Source organism: Streptomyces sp. NPDC057702, from assembly GCF_042799315.1.
Classification (GTDB): Bacteria; Actinomycetota; Actinomycetes; order Streptomycetales; family Streptomycetaceae; genus Streptomyces.
Genome location: NZ_JBHVJC010000059.1, coordinates 289 through 19,379 on the forward strand (window position 1 = coordinate 289; position 19,091 = coordinate 19,379).

Here is a 19,091-nt window from a genome sequence, read left to right on the forward strand (position 1 = left end):
TGCAACGCCACGGGGCCACACCCCGGCCCGAGGGGAACGAGGGCCGGGCCGCACCGCGCGGCGGCACCGGGCGGCGGGCGGTCGGGGGGGGGGGGTGGGGGGGGTGGGGGGGGCTCCCGCCACGTCCCGCCGCGCGGCACGGCCGCGCGGAGTGCGCGCGGGAGCCCGGGGAAGGAGGTGTGCCCTACGACGCGCGTCAGCGCGGCAGTGGCGGGTCCTGGCGTCCCGGCCCGCGCCCGTCCTCGGGGCCCCCGGCCGTCGGCGGCTCGTCGTCGCGGACGACCTCGCCGGGGACGACCTTGCCGCCCCCGGTCCGGTGGACCCGGTCCCGCCCGGCCTGCTGGAAGGCGTCACCGAGCGAGCTTGTGGCGTATCCCATCCGCCGCGAGAGCGCGCGTTCGGCGCCACGGCCGAGCAGGGTGCGGGTCGGCGGGAAGAGGAGCACCAGGGCCAGCGCGTCGGAGGCCAGGCCGGGCAGCATCAGCAGCAGCCCGCCGAGCATGAGCAGTCCGTTGCCCAGGCCAGCTGTCGAATCCTCGTCCGTGGTGCCCGCACCGGGGCGCAGGCCGGCGGTGAGCGTCTGCCACGCGCGGCGCCCGGCCCGTTTGATGACGTAACCCCCCAGCAGGCCCCCGGCCACCAGCAGCGCCAGCACGGTCAGGGCGTTGGTGGCGTCCGCGACGAGGACCAGCAGCCAGATTTCCAGGACCAGCCAGGCCGCGAGGGCCAGCGGAACGAACCGCCGGGCGCGCGAGCGCCGCCCCTGCGGCCGGGGGTGAGGTGATGAAGGTGCGCCGAACGTCATGTCTTCAGTGTGCCTGCGCCGTGTCCCTGATGTGAGGTGGGTGTGCCGGGCTACGGCTGCTTGCGGCCGGTGACCCGGTTCACCCGGGAGCCCACACCCCAGGCCGTCACCCGCCACAGCGCCTCGACGAGGATGTCCCGGCTCATCTTGCTGTCGCCGTACTCGCGGTCCACGAACGTGATGGGCACCTCCACCACGTGGAAGCCGGCCTTGACCGCGCGCCAGGCCAGGTCCACCTGGAAGCAGTAGCCCTGCGAGGCGACGGCGTCCATGCCAAGGCCCTCCAGGGTCTCCCGGCGGAAGGCCCGGAACCCGCCGGTGACGTCGCGGATCGGCACGTCGAGCAGCAGCCGTGAGTAGGTGCTGCCACCTCGGGAGATGAGCTCGCGGAACTTGGGCCAGTTCACCACGCGACCGCCGGGCACCCAGCGCGAGCCGAGCACGAGGTCGGCCCCGCCCAGGGCCGTCAGCAGCCGGGGCAGCTCCTCGGGCTGGTGCGAGCCGTCCGCGTCCATCTCGACCAGGACGCCGTAGTCGTGCTCGATGCCCCAGCGGAAGCCGGCCAGATAGGCGGCGCCGAGACCCTCCTTGCCCTTGCGGTGCAGGACGTGCACCTGCTCGTCCGCGCCGGCGATCTCGTCGGCGATCTTGCCGGTGCCGTCGGGGCTGTTGTCGTCGGCGACGAGCACGTGTGCGTCGGGAACGGCCTTGCGGACCCGCTCGACGATCGGCTTGATGTTCTCCGCCTCGTTGTAGGTCGGAATGATCACCAAGGTCGTGCCGAGCGGACCGTACTTCCTCTCCCGAGTCTCGCCACGCGCAACCTCAACGCCGTCGTTCACTGCATCCCCTTCTCGTCCGTACGTCCTCGCCGGCTCACCATGATCGCAGCGGCGCAGGACAGAACGCCCACCATAGCGAGCACCCACTCGGGCACCGCCCCGACCCGATCGGCGACGGTGATGTCATCGCGCAGGGGAATTCGCGCGCTGAGCACGTCCTGGGTGAATTCCTTGGTGCGCTGTTCGATAGTCCCATCGGGGGCGACCACAGCGCTAATTCCGCTCGGGGCGGCCGTGACCACGGCCCGGCCGTGCTCGATGGCGCGCAGCTTGGACATCACGAGCTGCTGCTCGGGCTGGCCGCTGCGACCGTAGGTGGCGTTGTTCGTCTGGATCACCAGCGCGCGGGCGCCCGCGTTGACCGTGTCGCGCACGATCTCGTCGTAGGCGACCTCGAAGCAGATCACATCGCCCAGCTTGGCCGGACCGACCTGCATGACGCCGGTGTGGTCACCCGGGTAGAAGTCACGCGGAACGCGGTCGAGCCGCGAGATGACCTTGCTGAGCTGGTCACGGAAGGGCACGTACTCGCCGAACGGCACCGGGTGCTGCTTGGTGTACGAGGCGCCGGGGCCGGTCTCGGGGTCCCAGACGATGCCCTGGTTCTCGACGTAGCCCTGCTTCGTCGGGTGGTCCACCAGGGCCCCGACCAGGACGGGCACGCCGACCGCCTTCACGGCCAGGTCGATGCGCTCGTACGCCTCGCGGTACTTGTGCGGGTCGAGGTCGGAGGCGTTCTCCGGCCAGATCACCAGGTCCGGCTTGGGCTTGCGGCCGGCCCGCACGTCCTTGGCCAGTTGCAGCGTGGCCTCGACGTGGTTGTTGAGGATCTTCATCGGTCGGCCGAGGAAGTCCATGCCGGGCTGTTGCACGTTGCCCTGGACCACCGCGATGTTCACGGTGTCGTCGGCGTCGGTGGGCACGGGCACCAGCAGCCCGGCCATCGTGACCGCCCCGGCCAAGGCGATGGCCTCGATGGCCGGCAGCGCGCCGCGCAGCAGCCGCGGTCCGCTGGCCCCGGCGCTGGCCGCCGGCACGGGGTCCGGCGCGAGGGCGTCGGCCCGCTCGGGGTGTTCCTCGGCGTCGCCACGCGCGTCACCACCGGTCGCCGTCTCGGCCGCTTCCCGCTCCCGATCACCGGAGGCGACCGGCTCGCCGGAGACCGTCCGCCGACCCGTCGCGGCGGGGTCGGTGGCGGGGGTCTCGGTGTCGGCCGTGGGGTCGGATGTCGTACGAGAGATCGCCCCGGGGGCCGCCGCCGTCCGGGCGCCGGCCAGTGTGGCAAGCCGCCACAGGGCGACGGCGGCGGCGGCGAGCAGCACGCTGGCCAGCGCGACGGCGAAGGTCACCAGCGGGGCGCCGCCGAGCGCGGCCAGCGGCGTGAACGGCGAGCCGGTGTTCGCGAACGCCAACCGACCCCACGGGAAGCCACCGAACGGCAGCCGGTCCCTGGCCCACTCCTCGGCCACCCACAGGCAGGCCGCCCACAGGGGCCAGCCGGGCAGCCGGGAGGTGAGCGCGAGCCCCGCGCCGAGCGGGACGAAGAACAGCGACTCGGCCACCGAGAGGCCGATGACCGCGTCCCAGCCCACGACATCCAGCCACTTCAGCAGCAGCACGAAGAACGGCAGCCCGAAGGCGAATCCGGTCCACGCCCCTTGGCGGGCCGTGCGTCCCCGAGTGAGCAGCGCGAGCGCCGCCACGGCCAGCAACGACAGCGGCCACAGGTCGTACGGCGGGAAGGCCAGCCCCAGGGCGAGCCCGCTGACCGCGGCCAGGCCCGTACGCCGTGCCTCCTTGCGGGCCAGCCGGGCCAGGCGCGTGCGACGCGGAGCCCGGGTGGCGGGCTCCGCGCTCGGCGCCTCGGCGCGCTGGGAGGCGGTGGCCGGCGTCGCGGCCGGTCTGTCGACCGAGGGGTCGGCTGCCTGGCCGCTGGCGGGGGCACCAGCGGAGGTGTCGGAACCGGGGTGCAACGTCGCGGCCTTCCTGCAGGTCGAGCTGTGGTGAAGTGACGGTATACCGCGAGCCGCTGGGAGCGGCCCTCTGGGTGCGTAACGGGTGTACGCCGCTGGGCGTGCCCGCCGACACGGGCGAGCCGTACCGGCACGGCGACGGCGGGGGCCGGGAGCACGACAGGGCACGGGAAGACCGACGGAAGGGCGAGGTGAGCGCGGCGGGGGCCGGCGCGAGCGGGTGGCGGGGGCGCTGGGCGCGGGCGGGGCGCTGGGCGCGGGCGGGTGTGCTGAGCGCGGGCCGACGCGGGAGGTGTGGTGCCGGGCGACGGGAGTGACTCGCGTGCCGGATGCGGGCCACGACACCGGGTGCGGCCGGCGGGCCAGAGGCGGGCCGGGCGGCGGGTGGGGCCGATGTGCCGGGGGTGGATCGGGGGAAGCGGTGCGGATAGGGGCCCGTCGCCCTTCGGGCCGACCTGGGGCCCGCTGGCTGCGGGTCGACCGAGAGCCGTTGTCTACTGAGCGTCCGGGCCCCACCCGGGTCGCACCTGCCGACCCGGTGAGCGCCTCCCCCGCCCCCGTGCGCTGGACCTGGCTCCCAGTGGGTGGCGAGCCGGTGCGGCTCACCACCCCATGGCCCAGCGGCGCTCGACGACTGCGTGGAGAACCCATCCCCGGCCGGACGTCCTGTGGTGGACTCGGCCGAAACTACCCGCCGTCTCCCGCTTCCTGTCAACAGCCGCGCCACCTGCGGCGTTGCGCCAAATCAGCAGGTCAGTGCGGAGGGCACCGGGATGGGGCGACAGGCCGATGGCGCATCGTTCGGCGGTACGCGCCGAAGCGCCCTCACTCGTTCGGCCGCGCGTAGATGGTGCGGCCACCGACCATGGTGCGCACGCACACCGGCAGCGGCTGTCCGGGCGTCAGGTCGGGCAGGCCGGGGGTGCCCGAGCGGGGGTCGGTGGACCAGTTCGCGACCCGGTCGTCGGGGACCTGCACCACCAGGTCGCCGACCCGCCAGACGGCCAGGTCGGCCGGTGCGCCGGGCACCAGGACCCCCGCGTCGTCGCGGCGGGCGGCACGCCAGCCGCCCCGGGTGTGCGCGGTGAACGCGGCGCGGGCGGAGATCCGGTGCTCGGGCGTGCGGTGGAAGGCCGCGGCCCGCACGGTGCCCCACGGGTCGAGCGGCGTCACGGGGCTGTCGGAGCCCAGGGCCAGCGGGACCCCGGCGCGCAGCAGGGCCGCGTACGGGTTCAGGCCCCGGGCCCGCCCCGCGCCCAGCCGCTGGGCGTACATGCCGCTCTCGCCGCCCCAGGCCGCGTCGAAGGCGGGCTGGACGGAGGCGGTCAGGCCGAGTTCGGCGAAGGCGGCGATGGTCTCGGGGGTGAGCATCTCGGCGTGCTCGACCCGGTGGCGGGCCGCGCGGATCCGGGCGAGGCCGACCTTCTCCGCCGCCGTGCGTACTCCGGCGACGACGGCCGAGACCGCGGCGTCGCCGATGGCGTGGAAGCCGGCCTGCAGTCCGGCCTCGGTGCACAGCGCGACGTGGGTGGCGATGGCGCCCTGGTCCAGGTACCGCGTGCCGGTGCCGTGCGGAGCGTCGGCGTACGGCGCGTGCAGACAGGCGGTGTGGGAGCCGAGCGCGCCGTCCACGAAGAGGTCGCCGGCCGCGCCGACGGCTCCCAGTTCGCGCACCTTCTCCAGGTCGCGGGCGCTGCTCGCGGCCTCGGCCCAGTAGCCGATGACGCGTGGCCCGGGGGTGTGGGCCGCGATGCTCAGCAGGCCGGTCAGGTCGGCCTCGCTGGAGATGTCCGGGCCCGCGCACTCGTGGAGGGTGCCGATGCCCAGTGTCGCGGCGTGCCGCAGGGTGGCGCGCTGCGCGTCGGCGCGCTGGCCCTCGGTTACGTTCGCGAACGCCGCGGCCCGTACCGCGTGGTGGGCGTCGGCGGTCAGCGGCGCGTCCGGCTGGTAACCGGCGCGCCCGGCGAGGTCGCTGACGCGGTCCAGGAGCGCTGTGGTCGCGACGGCCGAGTGCACGTCCACGCGCGTGAGGTACAGCGGCCGACCGCCGGTGGCCTGGTCGAGTTCCGTACGGGAGGGGGCGCGTCCCTCGGGCCAGCGGGAGGAGTCCCAGCCGTGGCCGAGCAGCACGCCCTCGCCGGGGTGGGCGGCGGCGTACGCGCGGACCAGCTCCAGTGCCTCGGTCAGGGTCGCGGCCCCGGCGAGGTCGAGGCCGGTGAGGGCGAACCCGGTGGCGGTGGCGTGTACGTGTGCGTCTGTGAAGGCGGGGGTGACGAGGGCGCCCGCGAGGTCGACGACCTCGTCCACGCCGTCGGCGAAGGAGTCCGCCGCGCCCTCGGAGCCGACCCAGGCGACGCTGCCGTGCTCGATGACCAGCGCCGTCGCGAAGGGGTCGGCGGGGCTGTGCACGGTGCCGCCACGCAGCAGCACGGTGCCGCCCCCGGTCGGGGGGATGCCGGCGCTGGGGCCTGCGGCGGGGATGAGGTCGCTCACGGGGTTCGCCTCGCGGTGTCGTTCGAAGGGTTGACGGGCGGCGGCACACCGGGGAGGTCGTTCCCCCGGGGGCCGGCGCCAGGGTGCCAGTCTCGCCGGGCACGCCCCGACTCCCGCGCCGGGGGTCGGTCGTGGACCGGGGCACCGGCGCGCGCCACGGCGCGCGGGCGCCCGCGCCGGATCGGTGGGCGGCGTGTGGCCCCCTTACGCGGCGGTCCGGGGGGCACGTGGCCGGGGCCGGGTCAGACGCGGGGCGGGCGGGCCTCGTACGGGGTGGAGAGCACGACCGTGGTGCGGGTGGAGACGCCGGCCAGCGACCGGATGCGGGTCAGCAGGTGTTCGAGTTCGAGGGGGGTCTCGACGCGCACCTTCAGGATGTAGTTCTCGTCGCCCGCGACGCTGTGGCACGCCTCGATCTGCGGCACCTCGGCGAGCCGCTCGGCGATGTCGTCGGGTGCGCTCGGGTCGAAGGGTTTGACCGAGATGAACGCCGTCAACGGCAGTCCGACGGCCTCCGGGTCCACCACGGCCGCGTAACCACGGATGACGCCGCGCTGTTCGAGACGCCGGACCCGTTGGTGCACCGCCGAGGTGGACAGGCCGGTGGCCTTGCCCAGGTCGGTGTAGCTCATACGCCCGTCATTGACGAGCAGTTCCACGATCTGTCTGTCCAACTCCTCCACCCCGTCACCCTATGGGGTCGTGGGCGCTCTGGCACAGCGGACCAGCGCTCGCGCGGGCGACGCATCTGCACGGGGCATGTGACGAATGCCACAGCAGCCGGTCAGGGACGTGGGCGCGCCGGCGATTACCGCTACCACCGGACGGGAAGTGCTTGCTGTGGTCGAGGCTGCCTTGTCGCCTTGTCGACCTAGCCCGAGGGGGAGAAACACGATGCCCAGCCTTGAACGCCTGGACAGCGGCGATGGCGATGTCTACGAGACGTACGAGATGTTCCGGGTGACGTGCCCGGACTGCGCGCGGCCCATCGCCCTGCTCGCGGACGAAGACGTACTGCCGGAGCACGCGTTGTGCCCGTCTCCGTGGAACCCGTTCGGGCTCACGGTCTGCCCGGGTACCGGCCGTGGGGTGGCCGACGCGGTGCCCGCCGACGACGCCGCGGGCTCGCAGGAGCAGGACGCGGCCCTGCTCCTGACCCTGCCGCAGAGCCTGGACTGGCGCACCCAGCCCTTCTCGCACATCGGCGGTCCCAGCTCGCGCCCGCTCCAGGTGCCGCGGCAGCCGACGGGCGGACGGTAACGCCCTGGTCGGGCGCCGGAGGCTCGGCCCCCACCAGCGCCCGACCCCACACTCCACGAGCCCTGGGGCGGCGCGTCCGTGACCGACCGCAGGGGGCCGCGCGCCCGGGGCGGACGGCGCGCCGCCGCCCGCCCACTGGCTCACACCCGGGGCAGTGCCCGACGGGCCGTCACAGTTCGAGTCGCGCCTGGACCGGCAGGTGGTCGCTGGGGAACTGCCCGCCCAGCGAGAAGGTGTTGATCGAGGCGTAGCTGGTGTGGATGCCGGGCGAGGTGAGAATCCAGTCGATGCGCTCGCCGCCCGGGACCAGCGGCTTGTAGCCGTGGAAGGTGGCGTACAGCGCGCCGCGCCGCTCGGCGTGGTCCCAGGTGTCCACCAGTCCGCCCTGCCCGAGCAGGGTGTCGTAGACGAGGTTCTGGTGCGCGGGCACGTTGAAGTCACCGGTGACGACGCGCGGCACCTGGGGGTCCAGGCCGCGCAGCCGCTCGGCGATCAGAGCGGCGGAGCGCTCGCGCGCCGTCTGGTTGCGGTGGTCGAAATGGGTGTTGAGGGCGTAGAACTGGCCGCCGCTGAACAGGTCGCGGAAGCGTATCCAGGTGACCATGCGTACGACGGCGTTGTGCCAGGTGTTGGAGCCGATGACGTAGGGCGTGTCGGAGAGCCAGAAGTGGTCGTACTCCAGTGGGGCCAACCGCTGGGTGTCGTAGAAGACGGCCATGAACTCGCCACGGCTGCCGCCCTCGCGGCCGGTGCCGATCCAGTCGTAGCGCGCGCCCAGGTCCTGGGCCATGTCGCGGATCTGGGAGTAGACGCCCTCCTGGGTGCCGAGCAGGTGGGGCCGCTCACGGCGGAGCAGGTCGCGCATGACGGGGCGGCGCTCGGCCCAGGAGTTGGGGCGGGTGTCCGAGGCGAAGCGCAGGTTGAAGGTCATGGCGCGCAGCTGGCTGGCACTGCCACCGGGGGCGGAGGGCGCGGCCTGGCTGGACGCGGTGGCCACGCCGGCGGCGCCGGCGGTCAGCGGTAGCGCCAGGGCGGCGGCAGCGGCCACGCGCATGCCCTCACGACGGCTGAATCCGGCCCCCTCGGCGGGCGTCGGGGACGCGGTGGGGGCGACGGCGGGGGAATCGGTCACGGCTACTCCGATGCTCGTTGGCGAGGCGTCCCGGGTGGGGCGCGGCCTGGGCACAGCAGAGTGTTCGGGCAACCGGTGTGGCGGGCGTGGCATACGGACACCGGGGGTGCGAACGGTCGGTGACCGCCACGGAGTTCGTCGCCGCGCGGGAGTCGGGTTGGCGACACCCACGCGCCCACCGTCGCGCCACGGGCCGGGAGGCAGTGAACGGCGCGCCGCCTCCGTCTGGGGCGGACGCGGGCCGGGCGGTGGCGCGCCGTGGGCCGCGACCGGTCGTGGTCACGGCCCGCCGGCGTGGTGGGTCAGCGGGACTCGCGGCCCGCGATCTGGCGGGCGATGACCACGCGCTGGATCTGGTTGGTGCCCTCCAGGATCTGGAGCACCTTGGCCTCGCGCATGTAGCGCTCGACGGGGAAGTCGAGTGTGTAGCCGTAGCCGCCCAGGAGTTGCACCGCGTCGGTGGTGACGCGCATCGCGGTGTCGGTGCAGAACAGCTTGGCCATCGCGGCCTGCTTGGAGAAGGGCTGACCCGCGTCGCGCAGGCGCGCGGCCGTCAGGTACAGCGCGCGGCCGGCCTCGATCTGCGTGGCCATGTCGGCCAGGATGAAGCGCAGGCCCTGGAAGTCGGCGATCGGGCGGCCGAACTGCTGGCGCTCGGCGGTGTAGCGCAGGCCCTCGTCCAGGGCGGCCTGGGCGATGCCGATGGCGCAGGCGGCGATGCCCAGCCGCCCCGCGTCCAGCGCGTCCAGGGCGATCGAGAAGCCCTGCCCCTCCTCACCGATGCGCCGCTCGGCGGGCACGCGCACGCCGTCGAGGTGGATCTGCGCGGTGGGCGAGCCCTTCATGCCCATCTTGCGCTCGGGCACGGCGGCCGACAGACCCTCGGCGTCGCCGGGCACCAGGAAGGCGGTGATGCCACGCGGGCCCTGGTCGCCGGTGCGGGCGAGCACGGAGTAGAAGTCGGCCACCCCGCCGTGGGTGATCCACGCCTTGGTGCCGTCGATGACCCAGTCGTCGCCCTGCCGGGTGGCGCGGGTGACCAGCGAGGCGGCGTCCGAGCCGGAGGACGGCTCGGAGAGGCAGTACGCGCCGAGCACGCCACCGCCGAGCATCACGGGCAGGTGCTCGGTGCGCTGCTCCTTGGTGCCGAACCGGGCCAGCGCGTGGCAGGAGAGGGTGTGGACGCTGACGCCGAGGCCCACGGTGAGGCGGGCCGCCGCGAGCTCCTCCAGGACCTGGAGGTAGACCTCGTAGGGCTGGTTGCCGCCGCCGTACTCCTCCGCGTAGGGGAGGCCGAGCAGGCCGGAGGTGGAGAGCAGTGCGAAGACCTCGCGCGGGAAGTGCCCGGCGTCCTCTTCTTCCGCCGCCTGTGGCCGGATCTCGCGGTCGGCCAGGTCGCGTACCAGCGCGAGCAGGTCACGGGCCTCCTCGGTGGGCAACTGTCGTTCCACCGGCTGCGGGCCGAGGTGGGTCATGGCGGCGCTCTCCTCCCTGTTGGGGTGCTCATCGGCGCGACGACGAAGACGCTGGGGTGCGGCGACTCCGCCGTTTCGGCGGCACAACCGATCTTCCCTCGCCGGGTTACGAACCGGGATGACCTGCGGCTGTAGCGGGTTGGAGTATGCCCGATCAGCGGCCTTACGTCACCGGTCGACGATCAGGTTCCGTCACGCGCGAATTGGTCCGAACCATTGACCGCAGTGGTCTAGTCCTTCTACGGTTTCCCCGCACAAGAGAACGCGTTCATGTCAAATTTTGCGTTCTTCGCACTGATCCCCCCACCTCTCCCCCACCGAGGAGACTCCATGGTCAGATCACAGCGCACCCGTACCCGCCTCTCCGCGACTGTGACGGCGTTCGCCGCGTCGGCCGCGGTCGTGGTCGGCACGTTGTTCACCGGCGCGGGACAGGCCACCGCGGATGTTTCGAGCGACGCGCAGAGCGGGAAGCAGGCCGAGACCACGGTCGCCGCGCAGCGCGACCAGGCCCCCCAGAGCGCCCCCACCTCCCCCACCACCAAGGCGGCGGGCGACAAGGTCGTCGGCTACTTCACCAACTGGGGCGTCTACCAGCGCAACTACCACGTCAAGAACGTGGAGACGTCCGGTTCGGCGGCCAAGCTGACGCACATCAACTACGCGTTCGGCAACGTCCAGGGCGGCAAGTGCACCATCGGCGACAGCTACGCCGACTACGAGAAGGCGTACACCGCCGACCAGAGCGTCGACGGCAAGGCCGACACGTGGGACCAGCCGCTGCGGGGCAACTTCAACCAGCTCCGCAAGCTGAAGGCCAAGCACCCGAACCTCAAGGTGATCTGGTCCTTCGGCGGTTGGACCTGGTCGGGTGGGTTCGGGCAGGCCGCCCAGAACCCGGCCGCCTTCGCGGAGTCCTGCTACAAGCTCGTTGAGGACCCGCGTTGGGCCGATGTCTTCGACGGCATCGACATCGACTGGGAGTACCCCAACGCCTGTGGCCTCACCTGCGACACCAGCGGCAAGGACTCGCTGACCAAGGTGCTCTCGGCGCTGCGGTCCAAGTTCGGCCAGAACAACCTGATCACGGCCGCCATCTCCGCCGACGCCTCCAAGGGTGGCAAGCTCGAGGCGGCCGACTACAAGTCCGCGGCGGCGATCACGGACTACATCATGCCGATGACGTACGACTTCTTCGGCGCCTGGGACGCGAAGGGCCCCACGGCCCCGCACTCGCCCCTCACCGCGTACCAGGGCATCCCGAAGGAAGGCTTCAACAGTGACGCCGCGATCCAGAAGCTGAAGGGCTTCGGCATCCCGGCCAACAAGCTGCTGCTCGGCATCGGCTTCTACGGCCGTGGTTGGACCGGCGTCACCCAGAAGGAGCCGGGCGGCACGGCGACCGGCCCCGCGCCCGGCAAGTACGAGCAGGGCATCGAGGACTACAAGGACCTCAAGACCCGCTGCCCCGCCAACGGCACCGTGGGTGGCACGGCCTACGCCCACTGCGGCAACCAGTGGTGGAGCTACGACACCCCGGCCACCATCGGCGGCAAGATGAACTACAAGAACCAGCAGGGTCTCGGCGGCACCTTCTTCTGGGAGCTCAGCGGGGACACCACGGGCGGCGAGCTGATCAAGGCGTTCAAGTAGTCACCACCCGGTGACCGCCGCTCAGCGCGGTCCGTACGACACAGGGCGGGAAGCCGGAACACCGGCTTCCCGCCCGCTCGTTGTCGGCGCGCGGGCCGCTGCGGGGCCGACCTCGTCCCCGGCCCGCCGCGCTGGCCGTTCGGCACACCGCGTTCGCCCGGGCCGACGCCGGCTAGGGGCGCACGGCCACCGCGTCCACCTCGAACAGCATTCCCGGGAGCGCGAGGGAGGCGACGCCGCTCAGCGTCTGGGCCGGCAGCCGGTCGCCGAAGCGGGCACGCACCACCTTGCCGAGGGTCGCCAGCTTGTCTAGGTCGTGGTCGACGACGAAGGTGCCGAGGCGCACCACGTGCTCGTACCCCAGGCCGACCCCCGCCAGCGCCGACCGCAGCCGGTCGAAGGCCAGCTCCACCTGCGCGGCGAAGTCACCGGGCACGGGGGCGCCGGTGGCATCCGAGGCGTACTGACCGCCGATGAAGACGAGTTCCCCGGGCGCCGAGACGGCGTGGCTGTAGCCGAAGGGCGACGGGTCGTGGAGGGCGGCCGGGTTGGTGATGCTGCGCTGATCAAGGGTCATGCCCGATCGAACACCCGAACGGTCGCGTGCATTCCGCATGAGCGTGTGACGGCGCGACCGTGGGCGGCGGGCGGCCTGCCGTGCCCCTACCGCTGCCGCGAGGTCGTGGTGAGAAAGTCCAGGACGAGGGCGCTGGCGTGGGCACGGGCTTCCTCGAAGTAGGCGTGGCGGGCGCCGGGGATCAGGTGGAGGCGGGCGTGGGGGATGCGGTCGGCGAGGAGGGGCGCGTTGGCGGTGGGGTTGAGCTGGTCGTCGCCTCCGTGGACGACCAGGGTGGGAGCACTGATGCCGGGCAGCAGGTCCCAGGCGTCGTGTCGGTCACTGGCCACGAGGTGGTGGCGTCGGGAGTGGGCGGGCATGTCGGGGTCGCCGAGGGTGTGGTGGGGGCCGGGGTGGTCGGCGAGCCAGCCGGGTGTGTACATGAGCTCCAGCAGGGCCTGTCGGGCGGCCCCGGGCCGCGTCTGGGCCAGGGCCCGGCGGGCGTGCTCACCACGTCGGACGCTGTGTGGGCCGCCGGGTGAGGTGCAGCCCAGGACCAGGGCGCCGACCCGGTGCGGGTGGTGGGCGGCGAGCTGCTGGGCTACCCGGCCGCCCATGGACGTGCCGTAGACGTCGGCCCGGTCGATGCCGAGCTCGTCGAGGACGGCGATGACGTCCTGGGCGAACAGTTCGGTGCTGTGGGGTGTGTCGGGCTTGTCGCTCTCACCCGTGCCCCGGTAGTCGAGGGTGAGGGTGCTGCGGGCGGGGTGGAAGTCGGCACGGACCGTGTTCCACCACACGTGGCTGTTGGCCTGACCCGCCAGCAGGACCAGCGGCGCTCCCCCACCCTGGAGCTGGTAGGCGATGCGGGTCCCGTCGAGTGTCGTCGCGTACGTCATCGGCTGGCTTCCTGGGCGCTCTGGTGTGGGCGGGCACGGCACTCCCCCGGGGCCCGTTCACGGCGACAGGCCACGGGCGGGGAGGCTGTGGCAACAGAACACTACGGCCCGCCCGCGCGAACGTCTGCCGACCCGACAGCGACCGGGCGTGAAACCGCGCCCCACGCCTTCGTGAGCTCACACCCTTCGTGTGTTTCCGCCAAGCGCAGCGCGTCCTGTGACCGGTTGACGATAGGACACCGAGGCCCGGCACTAGGCTGGGCGCCGTGGCTTGCGGAGGAGCACTGTGGGCGATACGCGAAGTCTGCGCGTGAGGTCGCGATTCGAGGAAGTTGCGAGAATCCGGGGTCTCGCCCGATAAACCCGCAGGTCAGTTGCCCTGCTCCCCGCGCGTGCGGGGATGGACCTACGCCCAGCGTCTCTGTGGCGATGGCGTCACGCTGCTTCCCGCACACGCGGGAATGGCCCCTGCGGCGCACGGCCGGATCGCACCGAAGGTGCCCGCTCCCCGCATACGCGGGGATACCCCCAGCCGCTTCCCCGCGCCCGAAACCGGGCGCCCCCTCACCCCCAGGCCCCGCGTCACCCCGCCCAGCGGTCAGGTGTCGGTCGGGGGTCAGGGCGGCGGCGCTGTCGGGGCCGGGCACTGGGGGGCGAAGTCCTCGATGGCGCACAGGGCGTCCCGTAATCCCCGCTCCAGCAGCGCCCGTACCCCCTCGCGTGCCGGTTCCGGGTGGCGTAGCCAGTCGAGGGTGATCCCCTCGACGCCGGCCATCCATCCGACCAGGGCGAGGCGGGCGACCGCCGGCGGGGCGCTCGTCCCCCAGGCCAGTTCGGCGATGGTCGCGATCAGCCGCTCGCGTACTCCGTCGCGCAGCGCGAGCACCTGCGTGTCGAAGCCCACCCCGCCGGTGACGATCGCCCGGTAGGCGGCCTGGTGGTGTTGCGCGTACCGCAGATAGCCGTCGAGGGTCTGCCGGACCCGCTCGCCGGGCGGCAGGTCGCGAGTGCGCTCGGCGCGGGCGACGAGCTCGGACACGGACTCCTCGATGATCGCGAGGTAGTAGCCGCGCTTGCTCTTGAAGTAGTAGTAGATGAGCCCCTTGGCGACTCCCGCGTGGCGTGCGATGTCATCCATCGACAGGGCGTCGTAGGAGGTGTCGGCGAACAACCCACGCCCGATCGCCAGGAGTTCGGCCCGGCGCGCCTGGGAGCGCTCGGAGCCGCTCTCGGCCTCGGAAGCCTCACGTCCGACCCGTTGACTATTATTCAAAATCGCGCCTACTCTCCAACTGCCGTGAGATTTCCGCAGTATGACAGAGGGACCCCGGATGGCGGATCGCTCTCACCACGGCTGCGTCGGACCGGCTCGGTGACGCCCCCGCCATGGGCACCCCCGCCCGCCGAGCGCAGTGCAGTGCCTCCGTACCGACGCGCGACCGCTCCCGCGACCGCGTGCTGACTCCTCCCCCGCTCTGTCCGTGGGGAGACTCATCTCTCGTGGAGGACGCCGTGAAGGCATCTCAGGAACGGCTGCCGGAAGGCAGGACAGCGTGGCGGCGGACGGCCGCGGTGGGCGTGCCCGCGGTGCTCGCGGTCGGCGCGATGGCGACGTTGATGGCGCAGGGAGTGCTGGCCGCCTCCTTCGCCGTCTCCGGTACGAGCTTCCAGGTCGCCTCCACCAAGCTGACCAGCGACGGGCTCGCCTCGTATGTGGAGACCGACCGCTCCGTGGACGGTAGGGGGCACCCCGTCTCACTGCTCGGGCTCGACCAGGCCACCCTTGACGACATCTGCCAGGCCGCCGAGGTCAGGACGCCGCTGGGCACGGTGACCTTCAAGCTGACGGCGGGCGGCGACGCGGGGAAGGTGACGGCCAGCAACCTCGTCATCGACGCGGAGGACCTGGCCGGCGACGCCCGCTTCGGTACGGTCCAACTCGGCCGCGACGCCGCCACCCTCGACGCGACACCCGGAGTACGCGGCGAGAAGGGCAGGTTCGGACTCCAGGCCGGGAACATCGAGGTGGCGGACGTGAGGTCACACGCCTGGTCGGCCACCGGCGGGAACTTCCGACTCAAGGGGCTCAGGCTCGGCGTCAGCCTGGGTGGCGACGGATGCTTCTGAGCCACGGCCGCTCACGCCGCACGGGCCGCGCGCGACCAGCGGACGGCCCGCCCGAGGCCGGGTCACCCGCGTCGGATCGCCCCGCGTCGCAGGCGCGAGGCTCGGGACGCGGCGGCAGGGGCGGCCCGCGAGCGCGGTGGCGGGCGGCGGTCGGTCGGCTACCGCTACCGCGCCAGCGGGCGGCCTTCCGGAGCTGGCGGCGTACCCGGCCGTTCTGGGCGGGCCTACTCGTCATGCTCGGCGGACTCGAACTCCTGGCCATCCCGCTCTCGCCGCTGACCGTGCTGGTCAGCCTCGGTCTGGGAGGCATCGCGGCGATCGGCATCGGCGTCGCGCTGGTCGTCGCGGGCCTGTTCCTCTGGTACGCCCCCCGCGCCCGGGCCTACGTCAGCGTCCACGCGCTGCTCCTGTCGGTGCTGTCCTTCGCGGCCACCAACCTCGGCGGCTTCCTGATCGGGATGGCGCTCGGCATCGTCGGCAGCGCCATGGGGTTCGGCTGGACACCTCGCGAGCCACCCGCGCCCCGGGCCACCCCACCGCCCCCACACCCACCGCTCTCGGGCTCCCCCTCCCCAGGCCCATCGCCGCGCCCGGAGGCCGGCACGGCCCCGGAGGCCGGCACGGGCCCGGCCGAGGGTGACCCGACCGAGGCCGGCCCGGCCGGCCCGGCCGGCCCGGCCGGGGCGGAGCACGGGGCGCCGGACGACGCGGCGACGGGCCCGGGGCGTACGGACGGCGCGGCGCGGACGAGCGGCGTCCGACGTACCGCACGGGCGGGACCACAGACGCCGGCGCGGGTGCGCGTGCGGGACGGGGTGGCGGCGGGATCAGCGGTGCGGCCGGCGCCGGGCGGGGCCGCTCGGGTGACGGTCGCGGGTGGCGCGGTGACCGGGGCGGCACGCGAGGCGGCCGGCCGTCGGGCGCGAGGGGACGGGCGGCGGTCGGCGGGGGCCGCGTGGTGGCCGGGGCGCGCGGGGAGACGGGCGCGGCATGTCGGCGGGTGGGCGCGGCGGGCCGGGCTGGCGCGCGCGGTGGCGCTGCTGGTGCCGGCTGTCGCGCTGCTGGCCACGATGGGCGGACCCGCGCGCGGCGAGCCGGCGCGCCACCGACCCGCCCCGGACGGGGCCACGCCGGGCGGGGCCACGTCCGACCGGGTGGCACCGGGTGGGCTCGCGCCGGTGGCCGAGGGGCCCGGGTTCCCGGTGGCGGCCACCCCGGCGACCATCACCACGACCCGGTTCACCCCGCACGGGTTCCTCGTGGCCGGCGTACGGGAGGTGCCCACCGCCCGTGGGCCGCTGCGGGTGATGGTGCTGCGGATGCGGGCCGCCTCGCTCACCGACTACCGCATGCGGACCCGCGACGGCTCTCCCGAGCTGGACCTGGGGGCCGACTCGCTGGAGTTGCGGGGCCGGGTGACGCTCTACCTGAGTCGCTTCAAGGGCTGCGTCGAGGGTCTGTTGTGTCTGACGTTCACCCCGGACCGGCTGCCGGTGCCGCCGCTGGTGCCCCCGTTCGTCTTCCTGACCGAGGTCGAGGCCGACCAGGCGCTGGTGACCTCCGACTCCATCGCCACGGACGGACTGACCCTCACCCCGCACACCTGAGGAGCGCGCGCCGGGGCGTGCGTGGTCCGCGCGCAACGCTGGCCGCGCCCCGCGCCGGCCCGCCGATGACCAGGTGCGGTGGCCAGCGGCGCGCGTCCGTGCCAGCCTGAGATCATCCGCAGCCACCGGGAGGTCTCACCACAGTGTCGTGGCGACTGCGTACCCCCAGGTTCACCAGCGGCCTGTTCGTGGTGCTGCTCGGGTACCTGGCGGGGATCATCGTCATCGACGAGCTCACCTCCCGCTACCTGCGGCTCGACGTCTACGCGGCGGTGGCCCCCCTGGTCGCCGCCGCGTTGTGCACCTACCGCCACACGATCGTCATCGGTGCCCTCGACTTCGTCGCCATGACCGTCATCTACGGCGTACTGCCCTCCAGCGTGCCGACGGTCGCGCGGGCCGGAGCGATCCTCAGCAACGCGCTCATGGTCGGCGCCAGCATCGCCGTGGCGCGATTGCTGCGCGACCGTGAGGCCCTCCTGGAGCGAGAGCGCGCCACCGGCGAGGCCGCGCAGCGCGCCCTGCTGCGCCAGCTTCCGCTGCGGACCCGCGAGGTCGTGGTAGACGGTTTCTACGTCTCCTCGCAGCGGGACGCGCTGGTCGGCGGCGACCTGTACGAGGCGGTCCAGACGCCGTACGGCACCCGGGTGCTGATCGGCGACGTACGCGGCAAGGGGCTGAGCACGCTGGGCGCGGGCGCCGCGGTGCTGACCGCCTTCCGCGAGGCCGCCTACCACCGGCGCAGCCTGACCAGTGGCGTGCTCGCCATGGAGCAGGGCCTGGGGCGCTACAACACCTCCCGCGAGGGGCAGGAGCTGCTGGACGCGCAGGAGCGCTTCGTCACGGCCCTGGTCCTGGGCACGGACGGCGGCCCGGACAACGGCGTACAGGACGGGGCTTCGGAAGGGGAGATGCCGCTGCTCGTCGTGGACTGCGGCCACGTCGCGCCGTACGTGATCGGGCCCGACGGCACCGTACGAGAGGTCGAGCTGGCCGAGCCGGGGCTGCCGCTGGGCCTGGGCGAGCTGGCCGAGCAGCCCCGGGCCACGCAGCGGGTCGTGCTGCCGCCCGGCTGCCGGCTGCTCGCGTGTACCGACGGCGTGACCGAGGCGCGCGGAGCGGATGGCTCGTTCTACCCGCTGGCGGCCCGGCTGCGGCGGTGGGCGGCCCTGCCCACCGCCGAGTTGCTGCGACGGTTGCGTGCGGATTTGGACGTGCACACCGGCGGGCAACTGCAGGACGACGCGGCCGCGTTGATCATGGAGCGGCTGCCGGTGCCCGACCAACGGGCACGAGCGGCGGCCCCCGGCTGACCACTCCACGGGCGTCCCGCGCCACGCCGAGATTGGTTCAGACCAGGTCAGGGGGCGCGCCTCGACCTCCGGCGGGCGACACCCCGTCGCACGGGCGGTCGCGTGAACAGGCCCCGTCATCCCTATGAAGTCGGACTCGGGCGGGCGCCAGTTCCCGGCGGGTGCAGGGAGAAACCTCACGTGCCGTGCGGCCGGATCAACAGGGCCGAGTTGGGGTTGACCCGTGTCACGATGATGCTGCGTCACGATTCCGTCACCACTGTCGTGTCGCACCCGCTGTCGCCGCTGTCCCCTGCTTCTCGTTCGCACCGCCCGCACCATCCGCGTCAGCGCGTACCCGTGCGTCCGGCCGACCGTGGCCGGCCGTCCGCCGCGATGCCGTCCCCGTCCCGTCCGCCCGTCGTCCCCTACCGCGGCCACTTCCCGCCCCCTTCCCCCGTCCGCCCGACTCCGTCTCGCTTCGTCGCCCGCGCCCCGGCCCGCTCCGTGCCGGGCCCGCGCGTGCCACCTCCCCACCTGTCCGCCTTCGTCCGTCTTGGAGCGGCGATGACCTCACCTCAGTACAGTCCAGCGCTCATGCTCACCGGCTTCGTCCTGTTGCTCGGTGCCATGTTCGGCATCGCGTACGCCGTCGGCTCGGCGGCCGGTCCGGTCGCCCCCGGCCTGCATCGCTCCGACGACGGGGGGTCCGGCGGCGGCATGGGTGGCATGGACGGGATGAACAACCACGGGATGGGGGTCCTCTCGCCGGTCCTCACCGGTGGGGCGCCAGCGGCCGGAGGTGTCCAGTGACCTCGTCGCCCACCTCGGTCACCACCGAGCTGACCATCGGCGGCATGACCTGCGCCGCGTGTGTCGGTCGGGTCGAGAAGCGGCTGGCCCGCATCGACGGCGTCACCGCCACCGTCAACCTCGCCACCGAACGCGCCCACATCACCCACCCCGCCACCCTCTCG

General features: G+C 73.4%; 17 protein-coding genes. 7 read left to right on the forward strand and 10 right to left on the reverse strand.

The features are described 5' to 3' along the window. Positions 1-196 precede the first annotated feature (196 nt). The 5 genes from fxsA to ACFVFR_RS30380 form a co-directional block, all read right to left on the reverse strand. Complete coding sequence (fxsA, locus tag ACFVFR_RS30360; protein WP_383707566.1) at positions 197-805, reverse strand: FxsA family membrane protein; 609 nt, start codon at positions 803-805, stop codon at positions 197-199. Positions 806-855: 50 nt separating this feature from the next. After that, complete coding sequence (locus ACFVFR_RS30365) at positions 856-1,647, reverse strand: polyprenol monophosphomannose synthase (protein ID WP_383707568.1); 792 nt, start codon at positions 1,645-1,647, stop codon at positions 856-858. Then, positions 1,644-3,620 carry an apolipoprotein N-acyltransferase gene (gene lnt, locus ACFVFR_RS30370; protein WP_383707570.1) on the reverse strand — a complete coding sequence of 659 codons (1,977 nt, stop codon included), beginning with the start codon at positions 3,618-3,620 and terminating at the stop codon, positions 1,644-1,646. Before lnt ends, ACFVFR_RS30365 begins: the two co-directional genes overlap by 4 nt. A gap of 825 nt (positions 3,621-4,445) precedes the next feature. Then, positions 4,446-6,113: an amidohydrolase gene (locus ACFVFR_RS30375; RefSeq protein WP_383707572.1), complete on the reverse strand. Its 1,668-nt coding sequence runs from the start codon at positions 6,111-6,113 to the stop codon at positions 4,446-4,448. A gap of 242 nt (positions 6,114-6,355) precedes the next feature. After that, positions 6,356-6,796 (reverse strand): Lrp/AsnC family transcriptional regulator, encoded by a 441-nt coding sequence (locus ACFVFR_RS30380; RefSeq protein ID WP_383707574.1) that lies wholly within the window; start codon positions 6,794-6,796, stop codon positions 6,356-6,358. Between the two features lie 211 nt (positions 6,797-7,007). Here ACFVFR_RS30380 and ACFVFR_RS30385 point away from each other — a divergent pair, with 211 nt between their 5' ends. Then, positions 7,008-7,373 carry a hypothetical protein gene (locus ACFVFR_RS30385; protein ID WP_383707576.1) on the forward strand — a complete coding sequence of 122 codons (366 nt, stop codon included), beginning with the start codon at positions 7,008-7,010 and terminating at the stop codon, positions 7,371-7,373. Between the two features lie 169 nt (positions 7,374-7,542). Here ACFVFR_RS30385 and ACFVFR_RS30390 read toward each other — a convergent pair whose 3' ends face one another. After that, positions 7,543-8,427, reverse strand: coding sequence for an endonuclease/exonuclease/phosphatase family protein (locus tag ACFVFR_RS30390; protein ID WP_383707610.1), 885 nt, complete (start codon positions 8,425-8,427; stop codon positions 7,543-7,545). A gap of 380 nt (positions 8,428-8,807) precedes the next feature. Continuing rightward, positions 8,808-9,980 (reverse strand): acyl-CoA dehydrogenase family protein, encoded by a 1,173-nt coding sequence (locus ACFVFR_RS30395; protein ID WP_383707578.1) that lies wholly within the window; start codon positions 9,978-9,980, stop codon positions 8,808-8,810. 330 nt (positions 9,981-10,310) lie between these two features. On the opposite strand from ACFVFR_RS30395, the gene ACFVFR_RS30400 reads away from it, so the two are divergent. Then, the gene (locus tag ACFVFR_RS30400; protein WP_383707580.1) at positions 10,311-11,633 is read left to right on the forward strand and encodes a glycoside hydrolase family 18 protein; all 1,323 of its coding nucleotides are present in this window, start codon (positions 10,311-10,313) and stop codon (positions 11,631-11,633) included. Positions 11,634-11,805: 172 nt separating this feature from the next. Here ACFVFR_RS30400 and ACFVFR_RS30405 read toward each other — a convergent pair whose 3' ends face one another. The 3 genes from ACFVFR_RS30405 to ACFVFR_RS30415 all read right to left on the reverse strand — a co-directional run bounded on the left by ACFVFR_RS30405 (position 11,806) and on the right by ACFVFR_RS30415 (position 14,361). After that, a complete protein-coding gene (locus ACFVFR_RS30405) occupies positions 11,806-12,210 on the reverse strand; it encodes a RidA family protein (RefSeq protein WP_383707582.1) in 405 nt (134 codons plus the stop codon). Between the two features lie 86 nt (positions 12,211-12,296). Continuing rightward, a complete protein-coding gene (locus tag ACFVFR_RS30410; RefSeq protein WP_383707584.1) occupies positions 12,297-13,088 on the reverse strand; it encodes an alpha/beta fold hydrolase in 792 nt (263 codons plus the stop codon). A 616-nt stretch (positions 13,089-13,704) separates the two neighbouring features. After that, the gene (locus tag ACFVFR_RS30415) at positions 13,705-14,361 is read right to left on the reverse strand and encodes a TetR/AcrR family transcriptional regulator (protein ID WP_383707586.1); all 657 of its coding nucleotides are present in this window, start codon (positions 14,359-14,361) and stop codon (positions 13,705-13,707) included. 239 nt (positions 14,362-14,600) lie between these two features. Here ACFVFR_RS30415 and ACFVFR_RS30420 point away from each other — a divergent pair, with 239 nt between their 5' ends. From ACFVFR_RS30420 to ACFVFR_RS30440, 5 genes are all read left to right on the forward strand, one after another. Then, positions 14,601-15,215, forward strand: coding sequence for a DUF6230 family protein (locus tag ACFVFR_RS30420; RefSeq protein WP_383707588.1), 615 nt, complete (start codon positions 14,601-14,603; stop codon positions 15,213-15,215). A 233-nt stretch (positions 15,216-15,448) separates the two neighbouring features. Beyond that, complete coding sequence (locus tag ACFVFR_RS30425; RefSeq protein ID WP_383707590.1) at positions 15,449-16,822, forward strand: DUF6114 domain-containing protein; 1,374 nt, start codon at positions 15,449-15,451, stop codon at positions 16,820-16,822. Positions 16,823-16,965: 143 nt separating this feature from the next. Beyond that, on the forward strand, positions 16,966-18,135 hold the full coding sequence (locus ACFVFR_RS30430; RefSeq protein WP_383707592.1) for a PP2C family protein-serine/threonine phosphatase: 1,170 nt from the start codon (positions 16,966-16,968) through the stop codon (positions 18,133-18,135). A 546-nt stretch (positions 18,136-18,681) separates the two neighbouring features. Further along, positions 18,682-18,927, forward strand: coding sequence for a hypothetical protein (locus tag ACFVFR_RS30435; protein ID WP_383707594.1), 246 nt, complete (start codon positions 18,682-18,684; stop codon positions 18,925-18,927). Continuing rightward, the coding region (locus tag ACFVFR_RS30440; RefSeq protein ID WP_383707612.1) for a cation transporter at positions 18,924-19,091 on the forward strand (168 nt) is incomplete at its 3' end. The genes ACFVFR_RS30435 and ACFVFR_RS30440, both read left to right, overlap by 4 nt.